The sequence below is a fragment of the Oceanobacter sp. 3_MG-2023 genome (genome assembly GCF_030688925.1).
Lineage (GTDB): Bacteria > Pseudomonadota > Gammaproteobacteria > Pseudomonadales > Oceanobacteraceae > Oceanobacter.
The window spans coordinates 53,223-68,503 of the sequence record NZ_JAUYVX010000017.1 but is presented as its reverse complement, the minus strand read 5'-3'; the positions used below and the strand labels follow the sequence as shown (position 1 = coordinate 68,503).

The window sequence follows — 15,281 nt, the reverse complement described above, 5'->3', positions numbered from 1 at the left end:
TCAAGCGGGCTGAATACTCGCTGGGTCGGGCTGGCGGGCACGGCGGCCCGCACTTCTGTAGGATGGTTTCTTCTGACAGGCCAGCTCTTTACAAGCCTGCTTCGACCCGCTTCTGCCAGCGGGTAAACAGAATGGCACTGATAAAAATCGCCAAACAGGCAAATACCATCAGCCAGCCCCAGGTACCGCTGCCGGGGGTGAACAGAAACAGAATAGACACCACAAAATATAACAGAATCATATAGGCCAGCCAGGCGGCTGATTTGTGTGAGCGAGCGATCAGGCCGGGTATAAACAGCATCAGTGGTAATGATTTGAACACTGCAATACCGAACCCGGTTAACCACATGGAAAGGCCTGGCTCAGCCGCCGCGGGCGGATTGCTGAGAGTCGAAACCAGTAATACCAGCAACAGGGCAATATAACTGCCAATCAGGCAGCGGTAGGCCAGCCTGGCTTTGGCCACAAAAGGACTGGCTGTGTCGGCTAATGCATTCATATCAGGCTCCTGTGCCATGGCTGTTGAGCAGGGCGGTTGCCAGCGTTGCTATCCGTTTGCCCTGGGCCAGACAAAGGGCTTTTTCCTGGGGACTGATGGCTTGCTCGTTATTGGCTCCGGCCCAGTGGCTCATGCCATAAGGTGTACCACCGGAACGGGTGTCACTGAGCTCAGCATGACGGTAGGGAATACCGGCGAACACCATGCCATGGTGTAACAGCGGCAATGCCATGGTCAGCAGGGTGCTTTCCTGACCACCGTGTAATGAAGATGTTGAGGTAAACACACCGGCGGGTTTATCGGCCAGGGCGCCACTCAGCCACAGGCCGCTGGTGCTGTCGAGGAAGTACTTCAGTGGCGCGGCCATATTGCCAAACCGGGTCGGACTGCCCATGACCAGGCCAGCACAATGGCGCAGGTCTTCCTGGCTGCAATATACGGCACCGCTGTCGGGTATGGCGGGCAGTGAGCTTTCGGTATCCGGCGATACGGAAGGTACCGTGCGAATACGGGCACTCATGCCGCCTTGTTCTACACCGCGTGCAATCAGATTTGCCAGCTCGGCAGTTTTGCCATGGCGGCTGTAGTACAGCACCAGTACATAAGGGGCAGCGGCCATCAGAGAATCTCCAGCACCTGTTCCGGTGGGCGGCCAATACGCGCCTGGGAGCCGTTGATCACAATCGGGCGTTCAATCAGTTTGGGGGTCTGGGTCATGGCGGTGATCAGAGTGTCTTCATCGGCGCTGGCCAGATTCTGTTCCTTGTATTCGACTTCCTTGGTGCGCATCAATTCTCGTGCACTGGTGAAGCCGAGTAATTGCAACAGTTGGCGAATATCATCCGCTGATGGTGCATGCTGCAAATACTCAACAATAATCGGGCTTATGCCTTTGTCTTGCAGCAGTTTCAGGGTCTCCCGCGACTTGGAACAACGGGGATTGTGGTAAATCTGTATATCACTCATGCTGTGTACACTCTTAAATAGTCAACCAATTGGTAGTGATTGTAACAAGGAAGCTTTAGATGCTCACCGCTTTCCGCCGTGGTCGCCGGGTACTGCGACTGATCTGGCAAACCCTTAAACGGTTCGAGTCGATGGAGCGTCGGCGTGATGCCGCTGCCCTGACCTATACCACGCTGTTTGCGCTGGTGCCGGTGATTACTGTGACCTACGCCATCCTCAGCGCGATTCCTTCACTGCAGGCGTTGGGTACGCAAGCACACACTAACCTGCTGGCCTATGTTATGCCCGAAGGTAGCGACCTGGTGTCGGATTATCTGGTGCGTTTTAGTGAGCAAGCCAGAGAGTTGACCTGGATCGGGGTGGTGTTTCTGTTTTTTACCGCCTTGATGCTGATGCAAACCATTGAGCAGCAGTTTAATAAAATCTGGCAGGTCGATGTGTCGCGCTCGACCTTACAGCGCTTTTTTCGTTACTGGACAGTCTTAAGCCTCGGGCCATTGCTGTTTGGTGCCGCTCAGGCAGTCAGTTCCTTGCTGGCCTCGCTCAGTGTGTTGCCAGAGGGCGTAACAGAGGTGACGGCGTCGGTGCCTTCGTTTGCCCGGCTGGTGCCCTGGTCGATGACGGTGGCGGCGATTACCTTTGTGTATATGATGGTGCCCAACTGCAAGGTACCTCCCAGAGATGCGGTGATTGCTGCCCTGGTGGTGGCGACGGTGTTTGAAACCGGCAAGTTCCTGTTTGCCAAAATCGTTGGCATGTTCCCGTCTTATCAACTGATTTATGGGGCGTTTGCAGCGGTGCCGCTGTTTCTTCTGTGGACGTATCTCAGTTGGATGTTGCTGCTGTTTGGGGCGGAGCTGACGTATGCGCTCAGTCATCCGGAGTCGCTTTCATCGCAAGACCCATTACGGCAACGGCTGGCGCTGGCGGCGACCCTGTATCAGGGACAACAAGGGGGAAAAGGCATGACTGAAAACGAATTGCGCCGCCGTTTGCGCAGGATTCCGGCCGCGGAATTGTCGGCGCTGCTGAAGCGTTTTCAGTTGGCGGGCTGGGTAACCCAGAGTCAGGATGACAGCTGGATCTGGCTGCCTGATATGCGCCAGCTGACGCTTGAGCATTTTTTTGCCGATCTGTCTCTGGATCAGTTGCACGCGGCAGAGCAGGCGGTAAGGGACGACTCCCAGCCTGGTGATGCGCCATTGCATGACTGGCTGGCGCACTGGCAACAGGATGTGGCCAGTAGCCTCTCGGTATCGCTGGATCAGTTGCTGGATAACGACGGGGGTTTTCGGTTGTAGTTACGTGTAGCTACCGGGTCGTTATAACCATCAGGCGGCTGTTGCTGCGTGTCTGCAGTAGCAGCCGTTACTGTTTTTGTTGTACGTTTCTTCATAACTTTTATGAGTGTCATACGATTGCATCCATCGTGTGGCAGGGGTTGGATGCGCGTTATGCTATTTGTCAGATATTTGTAAGTAATCGTTGTTTATTATTAAGTTGGCCGGTTTTGTTTCTGGGGGAGTGTTTTAATCTCCTTAATGTATTCCGTATTGATACGGTGAATATAAAACCTTTAGTGTCAACTATTGAATGTAAAAGCACTCATACAAAAGCTGACATTTTATGATAAAAGGCTTGAGTGGTTATGCGATCTATTATGTTAGGAAGTGCGTTAATGTGCTTATATTCAATAAGTGGATGTGGCGGCTCCGACAGTGTCTCAACCACCGATTCCGACACCACGTCAGATACAGAAACAAGCACTGAGACCAACACGGACAGCAGTGGTTATTTTGACGCTTCGCTGTTTGATACATCGGCATTGTCGCAAACGCAAGTGAGCTGCACGCTGGAGAACAATAGCACCACAACCTGTTACCAGCTGACCTTTGCTGCCAACACCGTGGGTGATACCGAAGACAGCGGCACGATTGGACCTTATTGCCCGCCTTCCATCAATACCTCTCGGGATGAAGCCGGTGTTGGTATCTATGATGGCACCACCACCCCTGGGTTTCAGTCTTTGGTGGATGCTGCTGTGGCGATGGACGCCGACGGCTACGATATTGTTGATGAAGACGGCAATATCCGCTTTAGTGATCTGACCCAGGGCAGTGAGGAAGCGGGTTTCAGTTATTGCCTGTCGGCCAATTTTGATTCTTCCCTGGAAGTGACATTCTTGATTCCGGTGACACCAGAGCTCAGAAGTGAGCCTTATTATTTTGGCACCATCGACAGTATTGGCATGGGGGTTAACGGCATACCGCTGACCGCCAATCCACCCAGCGTTACCGTTGCTGAAGCCGGAGTGGGCGGCACTGGAAGTGGCAATATCCCGGCTCTGGATTTATGTGGTGGTCACCCTGATCCTTCCGGTTATTATCATTGGCATTTTATCCCGCAATCCATTAATACCGTATATGCGGCGGATGATTATAACTACACCGAGTTATATGATATCAGCTGCAATAATATTTATATTGATTATGACAACCCGTCGGCATTTGCCGGCCTCGCCAAAGATGGTTTTCCTCTTTATGGCGCATTGGATTCCGTCGATGGTCTGGATACCGAGCCTGCCACCGTGGCCGAGCTGGATGAGTGTAACGGACATAGCCATGCAACCAATGAATACCCTGACGGAGTTTACCATTATCACGCGCTACAGGATCAGGCACCTAATAATCCTCCTTGCCTGATGGGCAGTTTTGTTGATCGCAGTGTGAGCGTGCAGTAGGACGTGCACTGGGGAGTAAAGGTGCGCAGGATGGAAGCATGTTTTGCGGCATCTGTTTTTACAATAAAGCAGGAGGTTTGAGTGTTACGTCTTTTTCAACTGTGTCTGCTGTTGGGCGTTTATGTGGTATCCCCTGCGGTGTTGTCGCACGATGTGAATATGGCGACGTTCCAGGTTCGCTATGTCGAGTCACAGGGTTGGGTCTATGAAGTGATGACGCCGTTATACAACCTCGACCGCTCGTTACATATGACGCACCCGGACGCCCCGGATGCGGACTTCGACAGTGTGGCGTATAAAGAAAGTGTGGTTGCCTATATCAAGCAAGGGTTTGATATGTCGGTGTCTGATGCTCAGGCTGCCCCGGATTCTGGTGATCTGGCCGTCAGCCTGGGACGAGGGCGCATCAAGCTGGACAATCACCTCAGTGTGTTGCTCTTCGAGATAAAGGGCATGCCGGCAGATGTATCAAAACTGGCATTTCATATCTCCAGCATGACGGAATACCGGCCTGCCAAAAATATCTTCAGGGTTATCCATGGTGAGCATATCCAGCGTTATTGGCTGACGCCTGGGAATCACTATGCCGGGGCTATAACGTTATTGTAGCGGCTGGTTCTGAATCAAGTTCAGAACGACGCTGCTGCGAGGTCATGGATCACTTGCCGCTCAAATATAAATAACTCTCTGGTATTGGGCCTAATAGACACCTTGGCGACAGGGTGTTGTTCCCTGTAGTCTGGTTTCATTTTTGACCACTCAGGATGTGTCGACTCATGATCTGTAATACCCATGCGCCGGATATCGCCAGTCCCAGTCTGTCGTTGAATGTGCATCCGATGCGCTCTGTGTTGTATGAAGAGCTGCATAACCGTCCTTCTCCGGTGATTGAAGGCAGCTGCCAGGTTGCGCATTTTACCGTCAAGCTGAATGACAACCGCCAGGAACTGCATGCCCATGTGGTGGAGTTGTGCCGCCGTTACAGTGTGCCAGCGCCGGACCCGGATTCTTCCTGTTTGTATCAGGATTTTGGTGGCTTCGAGTTGCGCTGGGAGCGCCATCTGGAGTTTGCCAACTTCACCTTTATTGTTGCAACCGAAACGCCATTCGCAACCGATGCACTGGCGTTTATTCCCAAGGACTGGCTGGCGGCGATGCCCGGAGAGCTGGTTGTGGCCGTGAATCTGTCGCTGGTCAAGGAGACCCCCGACGATCAGCAGCTGTTTGACTGGTTCGAAGGACAGCGGGTGTCCGGGGCATCGGTGGCCAGTGGTCATGCCCTGGTGTGGACGGCCTTCCGGCTGCACAGTGATGGTTTTGGCCGTATCGTGGCCGTCAACAGAGGCTTGAATCCGTATCAGACCGGGCGTTTGGTGCAGCGGCTGTTTGAGCTGGAAACCTACCGGCTGATGTCGCTGCTGGCATTGCCGGTGGCGCGTAAAATGAGTAATCAACTGACCTTGGTGGAAACCAGCCTGGCGCAACTGATCCAGAATATTTCCGAGTTGGAGAACCAGCTGGAAGACCGGGATTTGCTGACGTCGTTGTCGCAGTTGGCTGCCGATGTTGAGCGCTACCGCTCGGATACCAATTTTCGGTTTGCGGCCGCCAAGGCGTACCACGATCTGGTGCGAGACCGTCTCGACCAGCTAAAAGAAGAGCCGCTGGAGGGCGTGCAGAGTTTGCGGGAATTCCTCGAACGGCGCTTAACTCCAGGGATCAAAACCTGTAATTCGGTACGGGATCAGCTCGAAGACTTGTCTCGCCGTATTCACCGTACCACCAGTCTGTTACGTACCCGGGTGGACTTGTCGATCCAGGAGCAAAACCAGCGTTTGCTGACGTCGATGGATAAACGCAGTGAGCTGCAGTTACGTTTGCAGCAAACGGTCGAAGGGTTATCCGTGGTGGTTATCTGTTACTACTTGCTGGCACTGATCGGGATTGGTGCGGATGGCCTCAAGGCTCTGGGCGTGCCTATTGAGCCGTATCTGTTGAAGGCGTCGGCCTTGCCGGTGGTGCTGGTGGTGGTGTTTGTTGCGATTCACCGCTTGCGTCATCATCTGAATGAGAAGATGGCGAGCCTGGATGGAAAATCCGGAACGGATTAGTGGATTGGCTACCGGTTTGAGTCGCTGCTTGTGAGCCAGCCGTGAAAGCAGGGGCGCCATGCCATGGAAGGCGGGTATCGGATTCGTGGCCGGGGCGATTTTTACATAAGAATTTTTAGTATGATGGGCCTGAATACCCTCAAATTCAGGAATTTGTTTTGGACAACTCCAGATCGTCAGCCATTGCCCTGTGCAATCCCAAAAGTCCTTCTAATGTTGGTGTGGTGATGCGCGCCGCGGGGTGTTATGGCGCCAGTGCGATTTATTATACCGGTAACCGTTTTGCCCGAGCGGCCAAGTATCATCAGGATACCCAGAACGTCAGCCAACATATTGAGTTAAGCGCGATTGAGTCGTTTGCCGAGCTGGCCGGGCAGGAGCGGAAGCTGGTGTGTGTGGAGCTGGTGGTTGGCGCGACGCCATTACCGGAGTTTATTCACCCGGATCAGGCGCTGTATGTTTTTGGCCCGGAGGACGGGTCGATTGATCAGTCCCTGATCGATATGGCTGATGAGGTGGTGTATATCCCTACCGTTGGCTGTATGAACCTGGCGGCGACAGTAAATGTTGTGCTGTATGACCGCATGGCCAAACAGCAGCAGTCGATCGATCATAACGAACGGGTTAAAAGCAGCCGGGATGTTAATAACCGGCTGGTCTTTCGTCACCATCATCCGTGTCCGTCTGATCATTAATCCCTGTTATTGCTCGATCCATAATCTTAGCCACTGGCCATACAGCGCCGGTGGTAACAATCCGGCGGCCAGCCAGTCACTGTAAAACTGTTGAGGACTGAAGGCGCTGCCTTGTTCGGATTCTGCCGAGCGGATCAGGCCCAATAAATTGGCCCGGGAGATAGCCGGTCGAGCCAGTTGTCCGGGCGCTTCCATAATCTGTTGCAGGCGTTGCTGGCAGTCTTGTGCCGATAAAAAGCTGTTGCTCTGGCAATAGTCGATGGCCTGGTCCTGGGGCCACTGATACAGATGAATCCCAATATCCAGAATCAGGTTCAGTTCCTGCTCCATGTCATCCAGTAACACCCAGGCGTGTTCTGCGCTGCTTTGATAGCCACCCAGGTCGGTTGCCAGCTCGGCGGCAAGGGATAACCAGCCTGGCTCAAAGTCGTTATTGAGCGGTGTTTGCATAAAGTCGGGCAGCTGATCATTTTCCTGGGCCATGGCTACTTGCAAGTGTTTGCCGGGCAGGGTGTTGCGATACAGGTCCAGCGGCCAGCGCCAGTGGTGATCCGGGTTGGTGGCAAGAGTCCAGTAAATACCTGGTTGTGCCAGTGCCGGTTGCGGCGCCTGGTACCAGGGAGCCTGGATGCCACGACGTTGATTGGGCTGGATGACCAGTGCTGTGCTGGGCAGGTAGGCAAACTGTTGTGGCAGTTGCTGGTTCAGCTGTTGCAGGCGCTGGCGGGCGGAGTCTTGTTGCTGGAGTGGTCGGGAACGTTGTGATGCCAGCCAGGCGCGCAGCTGAGGTGCCAGCAGCTGTGCCGGGTCGAGTGACAAGGCCTGAATCAGTTGTTGCTGTATGTCTGAGAGACGGGCTTTGGCTATTTCTTGCAGCAGTTCCGGGGATTCGGTACTGCCCATTTCTGTCAATTGTAAGCGATAACAGGCATCACCATTGGGGTATTGCTGCCAGCTCAGGCTGGTCTGGGTGGTGAGATCTTTGAGTTGACGACGCAGTGCTCGCAAGGCCGGCAGCAGGTGATTGGTCAGCGTGCTGGCGGCTTTGGCTTCGAGTATTTCATGGCTGGCGGGGTATAGCTCCAGCTGTGTCAGCCGGGTTTGAATATCTTGCCACAGTGGCGATGGCTCCGGGCTGTCGGTAAAGGGGTAGCCGGTCAACATGATGTCGAGTTGGCTGAGGGTGTGCTGTCGGCTGCTGTCCAGGATCGGGATATGGTGCTGGCTGCGTTCGCTGATTTGCCGTTGCCATTGCTGCAGCAGGATGGCAGCGGACTCCAGCCGGGTCAGGTAACGATGAAAACCGGGGATGTTGTCGACCGGGGTATCGTTCGCCAGGCTGCTTTCTATGATATGCAGCCAGTCGTGTTCACTGCCCAGTGGCATGGTGCTCTTGCTGCACTCGCGCCAGTCCAGTTGTTGGTTGATGCGGTAAATCAGCGTACTGGCGATCAGTTGTTCTTGTGCCGTCAGGGCATCCAGTGGCAATTGTTGCAGCTGTTGTTTTTGTGCCTGCAATTGCTGGTAGTGGTTATTCCGGGTGATCTCTGACAGGGATGACCAGGCAGCTTCCGGCTCGATCCCCAGAGTACGGGCGCGTTCAGGGAAACGGTCAGCCAACTGTTGAAAATAGTCGGCGCTGATATTATTTAACTGGCTTCGGGCATCGGCTTGCTGCGTATCAGAATAGCTGACCGACTCATCATCCAGTGTATCCGGAATGGTTGGCAAAGTGGCTTGGCATCCTCCCAGTAATAATAGGGTAAGAGGCAAGGTGCGCAGCAATGGAGCAAAAAGGAGTGACATGGGGACTCGGTGTCGCTGGATTCGGAGGCCGCAGTGTAGCAATCTGTAACGCTGCGTTGTAGTCACGCTGTGATCGGCAGGTGTTAATGCCGCGGTGAAGGGCAGGGCTCGTGGTAGGCTGTGGTCTATAATGGGCATGAATGTTGGTGTGAGGTAGTTTTGTGACTGAAAATCTGCAGCAAAATAATTGGGTCGGTGATGGTATGTGCCGGTTTGTTCTGGCCATGCTGATGGTCTTGTGTGTCGTCCCGCTACACGCTGCTGAGGAGAACCGCTTTGGCCAGTTGCTGGCACCGGTGGGGGCGCGGGTTCTGACAGACCGGACGTCATCGATCGATCACTTCCGGCTGGTGTTGTCGGCGCAAAAACGGACGGTGACCAAGACCGTCGCTGATCGTGAGTTAAGGGTGTCTGGTTCGTTACGGCGGATGGCCTGGGAATCCAGTGAAAAACGGGATCTGGATGAGTTGCTGCAACCGCTGCGTAATGAACTGGCCCGGGGCATGTCGGCCCGGGTGTTGTATCAGTGTCAGGATCTCGATTGTGGCAGCAGCCATTTCTGGGCCAATGAAATATTCAGCAATGGCCGACTGGTGGGCAGAGACAATCAGCAACGTTATATGGCGGTCTATTTGCCGCCAGCCAGTGCCGATGCGCCCTCAACCCTGTTGCTGGTATACGCCACCCAGCGTGGCCCACGCCAGACAGTGGTGGGCCTGGATGTTATAGAAACGACAGACGAGGTGCTGCCTGGAGTCGCCAGTCGTGAGGATATCAATAATATGTTGAGCCTCAGCAGTGGTTGGTTGCCTGGCTTTGAGTTAGCCGATAACCAGCTGGACCCTGTCGCCAGCGAGCCATTATTAGAGGTTCTGTCATCCTTGTCTGAGGGAGTACAGCAGCGTTTGTTTCTGGTGGTGCATTGTTACCAGTCCAATGAGATGTCGGTGAACCAGACCTGTTCTGACCGCCTGGCAGAACAACTGCGGGTGGCGGCTTTTGATCATGGTGCTGAACTGAATGTCAGTGGGCAGGCGGCGCTGGTGTTGCCTGCGGGTGACAGTCTGGTACCGGCTTTACGTTTTGTATTCTGGCCTGGGAGATAACTGGCAATGTCGAAAACCGTGGCGTTGGCGTTAGGCAGTGGTGGTGCACGGGGGTACGCTCATATTGGTGTGCTGGATGTACTGGAAGAACGTGGTTATCAGGTGGTGGGCATCTCCGGCTGTTCCATGGGGGCGCTGGTAGGAGGGTTTTATTGCGCGGGCAAATTGCATCTCTATCGTGATTGGGTCTGCAAATTGGGCTATCTGGAAGTGCTCAAACTGGTGGATGTGTCCTTGTTGTCGAGCGGAGTGATTCGTGGCGACAAGGTATTCAATATGATCAGCGAGCTGCTGGGGGATTGCCTGATCGAAGATCTGGACATTCCTTTTACTGCGGTTGCGACGGATATGGCAGCCAAAAAAGAAGTCTGGATGCAGAACGGCTCGCTGGATCTGGCGATTCGGGCATCGGCGGCGATCCCCAGTATTCTGCACCCGGTGAAAGTGAATGGCAGAACCCTGGTCGACGGTGGCGTGCTGAACCCGTTACCGATTGCTCCCTGTATTTCGATTCATGCCGATTATCTGTTTGCTGTCGATCTGAATTCAGACGCGGCGATACCGGATGACTTTGTCTTTGGCCAGATCGATACTCGCCAGCAAAAACGTGACTGGTTCAACTCGGTGGTCGACAAGGCCACCAACTGGCTCGATTCAAAGCGGCGTGATGATATGTCCAGTCATGTGGATGAGAACATTGGCAAGCTGGAAATGATGAACCAGATGTTTGAAACCATGCAGCTGTCCCTGACCCGTTTCAAGACGGCAGCTTATCCACCGGACCTGATGATCAATATGCCGATCGATTCTTGCGATATTTACGAATTTTATCGCGCCCGGGAAATGATTGAACTGGGCCGCCATATTGCCGAGAAAGCTCTGGATGCTTTTGAGCAGGGTAGCTGCAGCCCTTATGGTCAGCGGATGGCCTGAGACCAGGGTGATTGGGGGTGCGAGTGATGCAGCCGGATGGCTGCCAGGACGATTTTGCGCTTGTCTGATTGTCACTCGCGACATTTTTGTACACAGCCAGTAAACTAGCCGGATTTTATCGTCAGGCCAATTATGTATTTGCATCAGAGTGCCGCTGCGGCAATTGCAGAGCTGAGTACTATCCAGGATATCTTGAGATGGTCAGTCAGCCGCATGAACGAATCCGATCTCTATTTTGGTCATGGCACCGACAACGCCTGGGATGAAGCCCGGTTGCTGGTGACGCATGGGTTGGCGTTATCCTGGGATCTGGCACCGGAGTGGTATAGCGCTCGTCTGACCCGACAGGAACGTGAAGCTGCCGTCGGACTGGTCGTCGAGCGGATTGAAAGCCGCTTGCCGGCACCGTATCTGACTGGCGAAGCCTGGTTCTGCGGTTTGCCCTTTGTGGTGGATGAGCGGGTGCTGATTCCGCGTTCGCCGATTGCTGAATTGATCCAACAGGATTTTCTACCCTGGTGGCAAGGGGCAGCGAAACCCCAGCGTATCCTCGATTTGTGTACCGGTTCTGGCTGTATTGGTATTGCCTGTGCGGTGCAGTTTCCAGAGGCTGAGGTTGAGCTGCTGGATATTTCCTTCGATGCGTTGTCGCTGGCGGAAGCAAACATCCATCGTCATGGCTTGTCGCATCAGGTACAGGCGTTACAGTCTGACTTGTTTGATGCTGCCCATGGTCAATACGATCTGATTGTCTCCAATCCTCCTTATGTCGATGCAGAAGACATGGCCAGCCTGCCGGAAGAATTCCATCACGAGCCGGAATTGGCCTTGGCAGCAGGGGAGGATGGTCTCGACCTGGTGCGTATCATGCTGCGTCAGGCGCGGCAATATCTCAGTGATGATGGGTTACTGGTGGTGGAAGTGGGTAATAGCTGGCCAGCACTGGAGGACGCTTTCCCTGAATTGCCGTTTGTCTGGCCTGATTTTGAACGTGGTGGTCATGGGGTGTTTGTATTGCAAGCCCGTGATCTGGATCCGTTTGTGGAGCCACCCGTTAGACCCGTCAATTGACGGATGATTACTGAATACCGATTGAATTTACTGCCCTTGTTGCCGCCCGTGTCGCGGGCCGCCGGGCCGCTACCTCGGAATGATTATGTCTGGAAATAGCATAGGAACACTGTTCACCGTCACTACCTTTGGTGAAAGCCATGGTCTGGCTCTGGGGGCCATTATTGACGGATGTCCGCCGGGGATTGAACTGACAGAAGCCGATTTACAACGGGATCTGGATCGTCGTAAACCCGGTACCTCGCGTTATACCACCCAGCGTCGTGAAGACGATGCCGTACGGATTTTGTCCGGGGTTTTTGAAGGCAAAACCACTGGTACATCGATTGGCCTGCTGATTGAAAACACCGACCAGCGCTCCCGTGATTACGCCAATATTGCCGCGACCTTCCGTCCGGCTCACGCAGATTACAGCTACAACCAGAAATACGGCTTCCGCGATTATCGTGGTGGTGGTCGTTCTTCCGCCCGTGAAACCGCCATGCGTGTGGCGGCCGGAGCAATTGCCAAAAAAGTGCTGGCCGCCAAAGGGATCGAGATTCGTGGGTATCTCTCGCAGCTGGGGCCAATCTGCATTGATCACAGCCAGTTTGACTGGCAACAGGTGGCGCAAAACCCGTTTTTCTGTCCGGATGCCAGCAAGGTCAGCGCGATGGAAGACTATATGACCGCGTTGCGGAAAGAAGGCAACTCGGTCGGGGCCAAGATCTCGGTGGTCGCCACTGGCATGATGCCAGGTTTGGGGGAACCGGTATTTGATCGTCTTGATGCCGAGTTGGCGCATGCCCTGATGAGCATCAATGCGGTGAAAGGTGTTGAAATTGGTGACGGCTTTGATGTTGTGACACAAAAAGGCACCGAACACCGTGACGAAATGACCCCCCAGGGATTCCTCAGTAATCACGCCGGTGGCATTTTGGGCGGCATCTCGACCGGCCAGGATCTGATAGCCCATATTGCTCTCAAGCCGACGTCCAGTCTGGTGATTCCAGGGCAGTCCATCGATGTCGAAGGAAACCCTATCGAAGTGGTCACCAAGGGCCGGCATGACCCGTGTGTCGGTATTCGTGCCACTCCCATCGCCGAGGCGATGATGGCTATTGTGATCTGTGACCACTGGTTACGCCAGCGTGGCCAGAATGGCGACGTGCACTGTACGACGCCGGTGATTGCCGGGGCCGCTCCTCAAGCCGGTCAGTAACGGAGCACAATATGTCTGCGAACGATCGCCAGGTGCGCCAGCCTCTGGCGGTTTTTTATGCGCTGTTTTTTGCGCTGGTTGGCTGTAATGCCCCTTACTGGGGGCCATATCTGCAATCCCTTGGCTTTGATTATGGCGATATTGGCAGCGCCATTGCCTCCTTCTCCCTTGTTCGTATTGTTGCCCCCATGCTCTGGGCTCACTGGAGCCGCTACTTCCACACTCCTTTACATATGGCCCGCATCGCCGGACTAATGACTGCTGTCTGTTTCAGCGCGATTTGGCTGGTGGACGGCTTCTGGCCGGTGCTGGGGGTAATGTTGCTGTATGGCTTCTTCTGGTCGGCGATGTTGCCGCAGTACGAAGTAATCACCATGCATGCCATTGCCAACCGTGTTGAGGATTACAGTCGTATTCGTCTTTGGGGATCGGTTGGCTTTGTGATTACCGTGGCCCTGCTGGGCTGGCTGTTTGAGTACATCCCGGTGGATTGGTTGCCTGCGGTGATGCTGGTATTGATGCTGGGCGTGGTGGTGAATAGCTGGCGACTGAAGCCTGCCGCAGACCAGCAGCCAGGCCGTGATAATGGGGAAGACAGCTCACTCTGGGCGTTATTGACACGTTGGCCGGTGATGGCCTTTTTATTGGTTAATCTGTTGCTGCAAGTCAGTCACGGGCCGTTATACACTTTTTTAAGTATTTATCTGGATGACAATGGTTACTCCTCCAGCAGTATCGGCTTGCTCTGGGCTCTGGGGGTGGTTGCTGAAGTGATACTGTTCTGGCGTATTCGCTGGTTGTTGCAGTGGCTGAACTTGCGCCACTGGTTACTGGTCAGCCTGCTCATCACCGCCTTGCGCTGGTTGTTGATTGCGGCTTTTCCACAGCAGTTGTGGGTGTTGTTATTGGCTCAGGCTTCCCATGCGTTCACTTTTGCCATGTTACATGCTGTTTGTATCCGTTATGTGTCGGTACTGTTTGCTGCAAGCCATGGCCGGGGTCAGGCGCTGTATTCCAGTGCCGGGTTTGGCCTGGGTGGGGCGTTGGGCGCCTGGTTGAGTGGCTATTTCTGGCATCTGGGTGGGGAATGGGTGTTTGTTGGTGCAGCGGTTGTTGCCGTTTTGGCATTGATTGTTGCCTGGAAAGGAATGAATATAAAAATCGAATAGCTAATAAGTTATAAGAATTTATAAGAATCAAAAGGAATAAAATATGAAAATTAATGTAAGTTTTGATTTAACGCCTGAAGAATTCCGTCGTGTTATGGGCTTACCGGATGTTCAGGAATTCCAGCAGGAAGTGTTTCATCAAATGATGGAAAAAATGAAGTCAGGCGAGGAAGGTTATGATGCCATGTCGTTATATAAACCTCTGTTCAGTGAAAGTATGACAGCGATGAACAAGTTTCAAAATATGATGTTTGGCATGATGGCTGGAAAAACAGATGAAAATTCTAACGGGTGATAGCCTGTATTTATAGGGCTTTACGGGTGTTCTTCTAACACTAGTTAGAATTTTGGTCAAAAACGGGCCTTGTTTGTGCCAATTTTCTGACGAATTGAACGCAAGATTAAATAATATGTGATTTGGCGCAATAAAATTTGTCAAATAATGTTATTTGTCATTTAAGTGTAAAACGGCATCAGCTAGTATGACTGTGGCAATACTTGCTAACCACGACCTTTTGAAGGAGCAAAACCATGCAAGATAACGTCCTGAATGCGTTCGCAGAACAAGCGAAAACCATGTACGCGCCAATGTCCAAATTCAACAGCCTGTTTGTTGAAAATATGGAAAAAATGACCGATTTCCAACTGAACTCTATCAAAAGCTATGCTGAGATGGGTTTGGATCAGATGAAAAAAGCATCTGAAGTAAAAGATACCGAAGGTATGCGTGCCTACACTGCTGCACAGGCTGAAGCTGCCAGCTCGCTGAACAAAAAAATCATGGAAGATGCGAAAACTTTCTCTGATATGGCCATGGAGTTCAAATCCCAGGTCGAAACTATCATGGAAGAAGCTCGCACCACAGCGGCTACTACTGCTACGACTGCAAAACCAGCGACCAAAGCGACTACTAAAGCCGCTTAATCCTGGTCGAAGTTTCTGAGGCCACCTTTGGGTGGCCTTTTTTCTTTCTTCTGTTCGGAT

At 53.2% G+C, this 15,281-nt stretch carries 16 protein-coding genes; 12 read left to right on the top strand and 4 right to left on the bottom strand.

Annotated elements, in window-relative coordinates; all coding sequences use genetic code 11:
- Window positions 1–88: 88 nt before the first annotated feature.
- From Q8W32_RS15100 to arsC, 3 genes are read right to left on the bottom strand one after another with little or no spacing between them, the layout of a single operon-like run.
- Window positions 89–499, bottom strand: coding sequence for a DUF2069 domain-containing protein (locus Q8W32_RS15100; protein WP_303434097.1), 411 nt, complete (start codon window positions 497–499; stop codon window positions 89–91).
- Window position 500: 1 nt separating this feature from the next.
- A complete protein-coding gene (wrbA, locus tag Q8W32_RS15095; protein WP_305415526.1) occupies window positions 501–1,118 on the bottom strand; it encodes an NAD(P)H:quinone oxidoreductase in 618 nt (205 codons plus the stop codon).
- Window positions 1,118–1,465 carry an arsenate reductase (glutaredoxin) gene (gene arsC / locus Q8W32_RS15090; protein ID WP_305415525.1) on the bottom strand — a complete coding sequence of 116 codons (348 nt, stop codon included), beginning with the start codon at window positions 1,463–1,465 and terminating at the stop codon, window positions 1,118–1,120. Before arsC ends, wrbA begins: the two co-directional genes overlap by 1 nt.
- 59 nt (window positions 1,466–1,524) lie before the next feature.
- Between arsC and Q8W32_RS15085 the strand changes: the two genes are divergently transcribed.
- The 5 genes from Q8W32_RS15085 (at window position 1,525) to Q8W32_RS15065 (ending at window position 7,011) form a co-directional block, all read left to right on the top strand.
- Window positions 1,525–2,766 (top strand): YihY family inner membrane protein, encoded by a 1,242-nt coding sequence (locus Q8W32_RS15085; protein ID WP_305415524.1) that lies wholly within the window; start codon window positions 1,525–1,527, stop codon window positions 2,764–2,766.
- A 377-nt stretch (window positions 2,767–3,143) separates the two neighbouring features.
- Window positions 3,144–4,205 (top strand): YHYH protein, encoded by a 1,062-nt coding sequence (locus Q8W32_RS15080; protein ID WP_303434093.1) that lies wholly within the window; start codon window positions 3,144–3,146, stop codon window positions 4,203–4,205.
- A gap of 81 nt (window positions 4,206–4,286) precedes the next feature.
- On the top strand, window positions 4,287–4,814 hold the full coding sequence (locus Q8W32_RS15075) for a hypothetical protein (RefSeq protein WP_305415523.1): 528 nt from the start codon (window positions 4,287–4,289) through the stop codon (window positions 4,812–4,814).
- 167 nt (window positions 4,815–4,981) lie between these two features.
- Window positions 4,982–6,316 (top strand): DUF3422 family protein, encoded by a 1,335-nt coding sequence (locus Q8W32_RS15070; protein ID WP_305415522.1) that lies wholly within the window; start codon window positions 4,982–4,984, stop codon window positions 6,314–6,316.
- Between the two features lie 158 nt (window positions 6,317–6,474).
- Complete coding sequence (locus Q8W32_RS15065) at window positions 6,475–7,011, top strand: RNA methyltransferase (protein WP_305415521.1); 537 nt, start codon at window positions 6,475–6,477, stop codon at window positions 7,009–7,011.
- 6 nt (window positions 7,012–7,017) lie between these two features.
- On the opposite strand, the gene Q8W32_RS15060 is transcribed toward Q8W32_RS15065, so the two are convergent.
- Window positions 7,018–8,817, bottom strand: a complete 1,800-nt coding sequence (locus Q8W32_RS15060; RefSeq protein WP_305415520.1) for a DUF885 family protein — start codon at window positions 8,815–8,817, stop codon at window positions 7,018–7,020.
- A 161-nt stretch (window positions 8,818–8,978) separates the two neighbouring features.
- On the opposite strand from Q8W32_RS15060, the gene Q8W32_RS15055 reads away from it, so the two are divergent.
- From Q8W32_RS15055 to Q8W32_RS15025, 7 genes are all read left to right on the top strand, one after another.
- Window positions 8,979–9,923 (top strand): DUF4892 domain-containing protein, encoded by a 945-nt coding sequence (locus Q8W32_RS15055; protein ID WP_305415519.1) that lies wholly within the window; start codon window positions 8,979–8,981, stop codon window positions 9,921–9,923.
- A 6-nt stretch (window positions 9,924–9,929) separates the two neighbouring features.
- Window positions 9,930–10,856 carry a patatin-like phospholipase family protein gene (locus Q8W32_RS15050; RefSeq protein ID WP_303434087.1) on the top strand — a complete coding sequence of 309 codons (927 nt, stop codon included), beginning with the start codon at window positions 9,930–9,932 and terminating at the stop codon, window positions 10,854–10,856.
- A gap of 132 nt (window positions 10,857–10,988) precedes the next feature.
- Window positions 10,989–11,927 carry a 50S ribosomal protein L3 N(5)-glutamine methyltransferase gene (gene prmB / locus Q8W32_RS15045; RefSeq protein ID WP_303434086.1) on the top strand — a complete coding sequence of 313 codons (939 nt, stop codon included), beginning with the start codon at window positions 10,989–10,991 and terminating at the stop codon, window positions 11,925–11,927.
- 85 nt (window positions 11,928–12,012) lie between these two features.
- Window positions 12,013–13,128 (top strand): chorismate synthase, encoded by a 1,116-nt coding sequence (gene aroC, locus Q8W32_RS15040; RefSeq protein ID WP_305415518.1) that lies wholly within the window; start codon window positions 12,013–12,015, stop codon window positions 13,126–13,128.
- An 11-nt stretch (window positions 13,129–13,139) separates the two neighbouring features.
- Window positions 13,140–14,297: an MFS transporter gene (locus Q8W32_RS15035; protein WP_305415517.1), complete on the top strand. Its 1,158-nt coding sequence runs from the start codon at window positions 13,140–13,142 to the stop codon at window positions 14,295–14,297.
- Between the two features lie 43 nt (window positions 14,298–14,340).
- The gene (locus Q8W32_RS15030) at window positions 14,341–14,592 is read left to right on the top strand and encodes a DUF6489 family protein (RefSeq protein ID WP_303434083.1); all 252 of its coding nucleotides are present in this window, start codon (window positions 14,341–14,343) and stop codon (window positions 14,590–14,592) included.
- 236 nt (window positions 14,593–14,828) lie between these two features.
- Window positions 14,829–15,221 carry a phasin family protein gene (locus tag Q8W32_RS15025; RefSeq protein ID WP_303434082.1) on the top strand — a complete coding sequence of 131 codons (393 nt, stop codon included), beginning with the start codon at window positions 14,829–14,831 and terminating at the stop codon, window positions 15,219–15,221.
- Window positions 15,222–15,281: the final 60 nt, after the last annotated feature.

Excerpts from the sequence above, each read along its gene's own strand:
- Q8W32_RS15100 (WP_303434097.1), bottom strand. The coding sequence starts at position 499 with ATGAATGCATTAGCCGACACAGCCAGTCCTTTTGTGGCCAAAGCCAGG.
- wrbA (WP_305415526.1), bottom strand. The coding sequence starts at position 1,118 with ATGGCCGCTGCCCCTTATGTACTGGTGCTGTACTACAGCCGCCATGGC.
- arsC (WP_305415525.1), bottom strand. The coding sequence starts at position 1,465 with ATGAGTGATATACAGATTTACCACAATCCCCGTTGTTCCAAGTCGCGG.
- Q8W32_RS15085 (WP_305415524.1), top strand. The coding sequence starts at position 1,525 with ATGCTCACCGCTTTCCGCCGTGGTCGCCGGGTACTGCGACTGATCTGG.
- Q8W32_RS15080 (WP_303434093.1), top strand. The coding sequence starts at position 3,144 with ATGTGCTTATATTCAATAAGTGGATGTGGCGGCTCCGACAGTGTCTCA.
- Q8W32_RS15070 (WP_305415522.1), top strand. The coding sequence starts at position 4,982 with ATGATCTGTAATACCCATGCGCCGGATATCGCCAGTCCCAGTCTGTCG.
- Q8W32_RS15060 (WP_305415520.1), bottom strand. The coding sequence starts at position 8,817 with ATGTCACTCCTTTTTGCTCCATTGCTGCGCACCTTGCCTCTTACCCTA.
- Q8W32_RS15050 (WP_303434087.1), top strand. The coding sequence starts at position 9,930 with ATGTCGAAAACCGTGGCGTTGGCGTTAGGCAGTGGTGGTGCACGGGGG.
- prmB (WP_303434086.1), top strand. The coding sequence starts at position 10,989 with ATGTATTTGCATCAGAGTGCCGCTGCGGCAATTGCAGAGCTGAGTACT.
- aroC (WP_305415518.1), top strand. The coding sequence starts at position 12,013 with ATGTCTGGAAATAGCATAGGAACACTGTTCACCGTCACTACCTTTGGT.
- Q8W32_RS15035 (WP_305415517.1), top strand. The coding sequence starts at position 13,140 with ATGTCTGCGAACGATCGCCAGGTGCGCCAGCCTCTGGCGGTTTTTTAT.
- Q8W32_RS15030 (WP_303434083.1), top strand. The coding sequence starts at position 14,341 with ATGAAAATTAATGTAAGTTTTGATTTAACGCCTGAAGAATTCCGTCGT.
- Q8W32_RS15025 (WP_303434082.1), top strand. The coding sequence starts at position 14,829 with ATGCAAGATAACGTCCTGAATGCGTTCGCAGAACAAGCGAAAACCATG.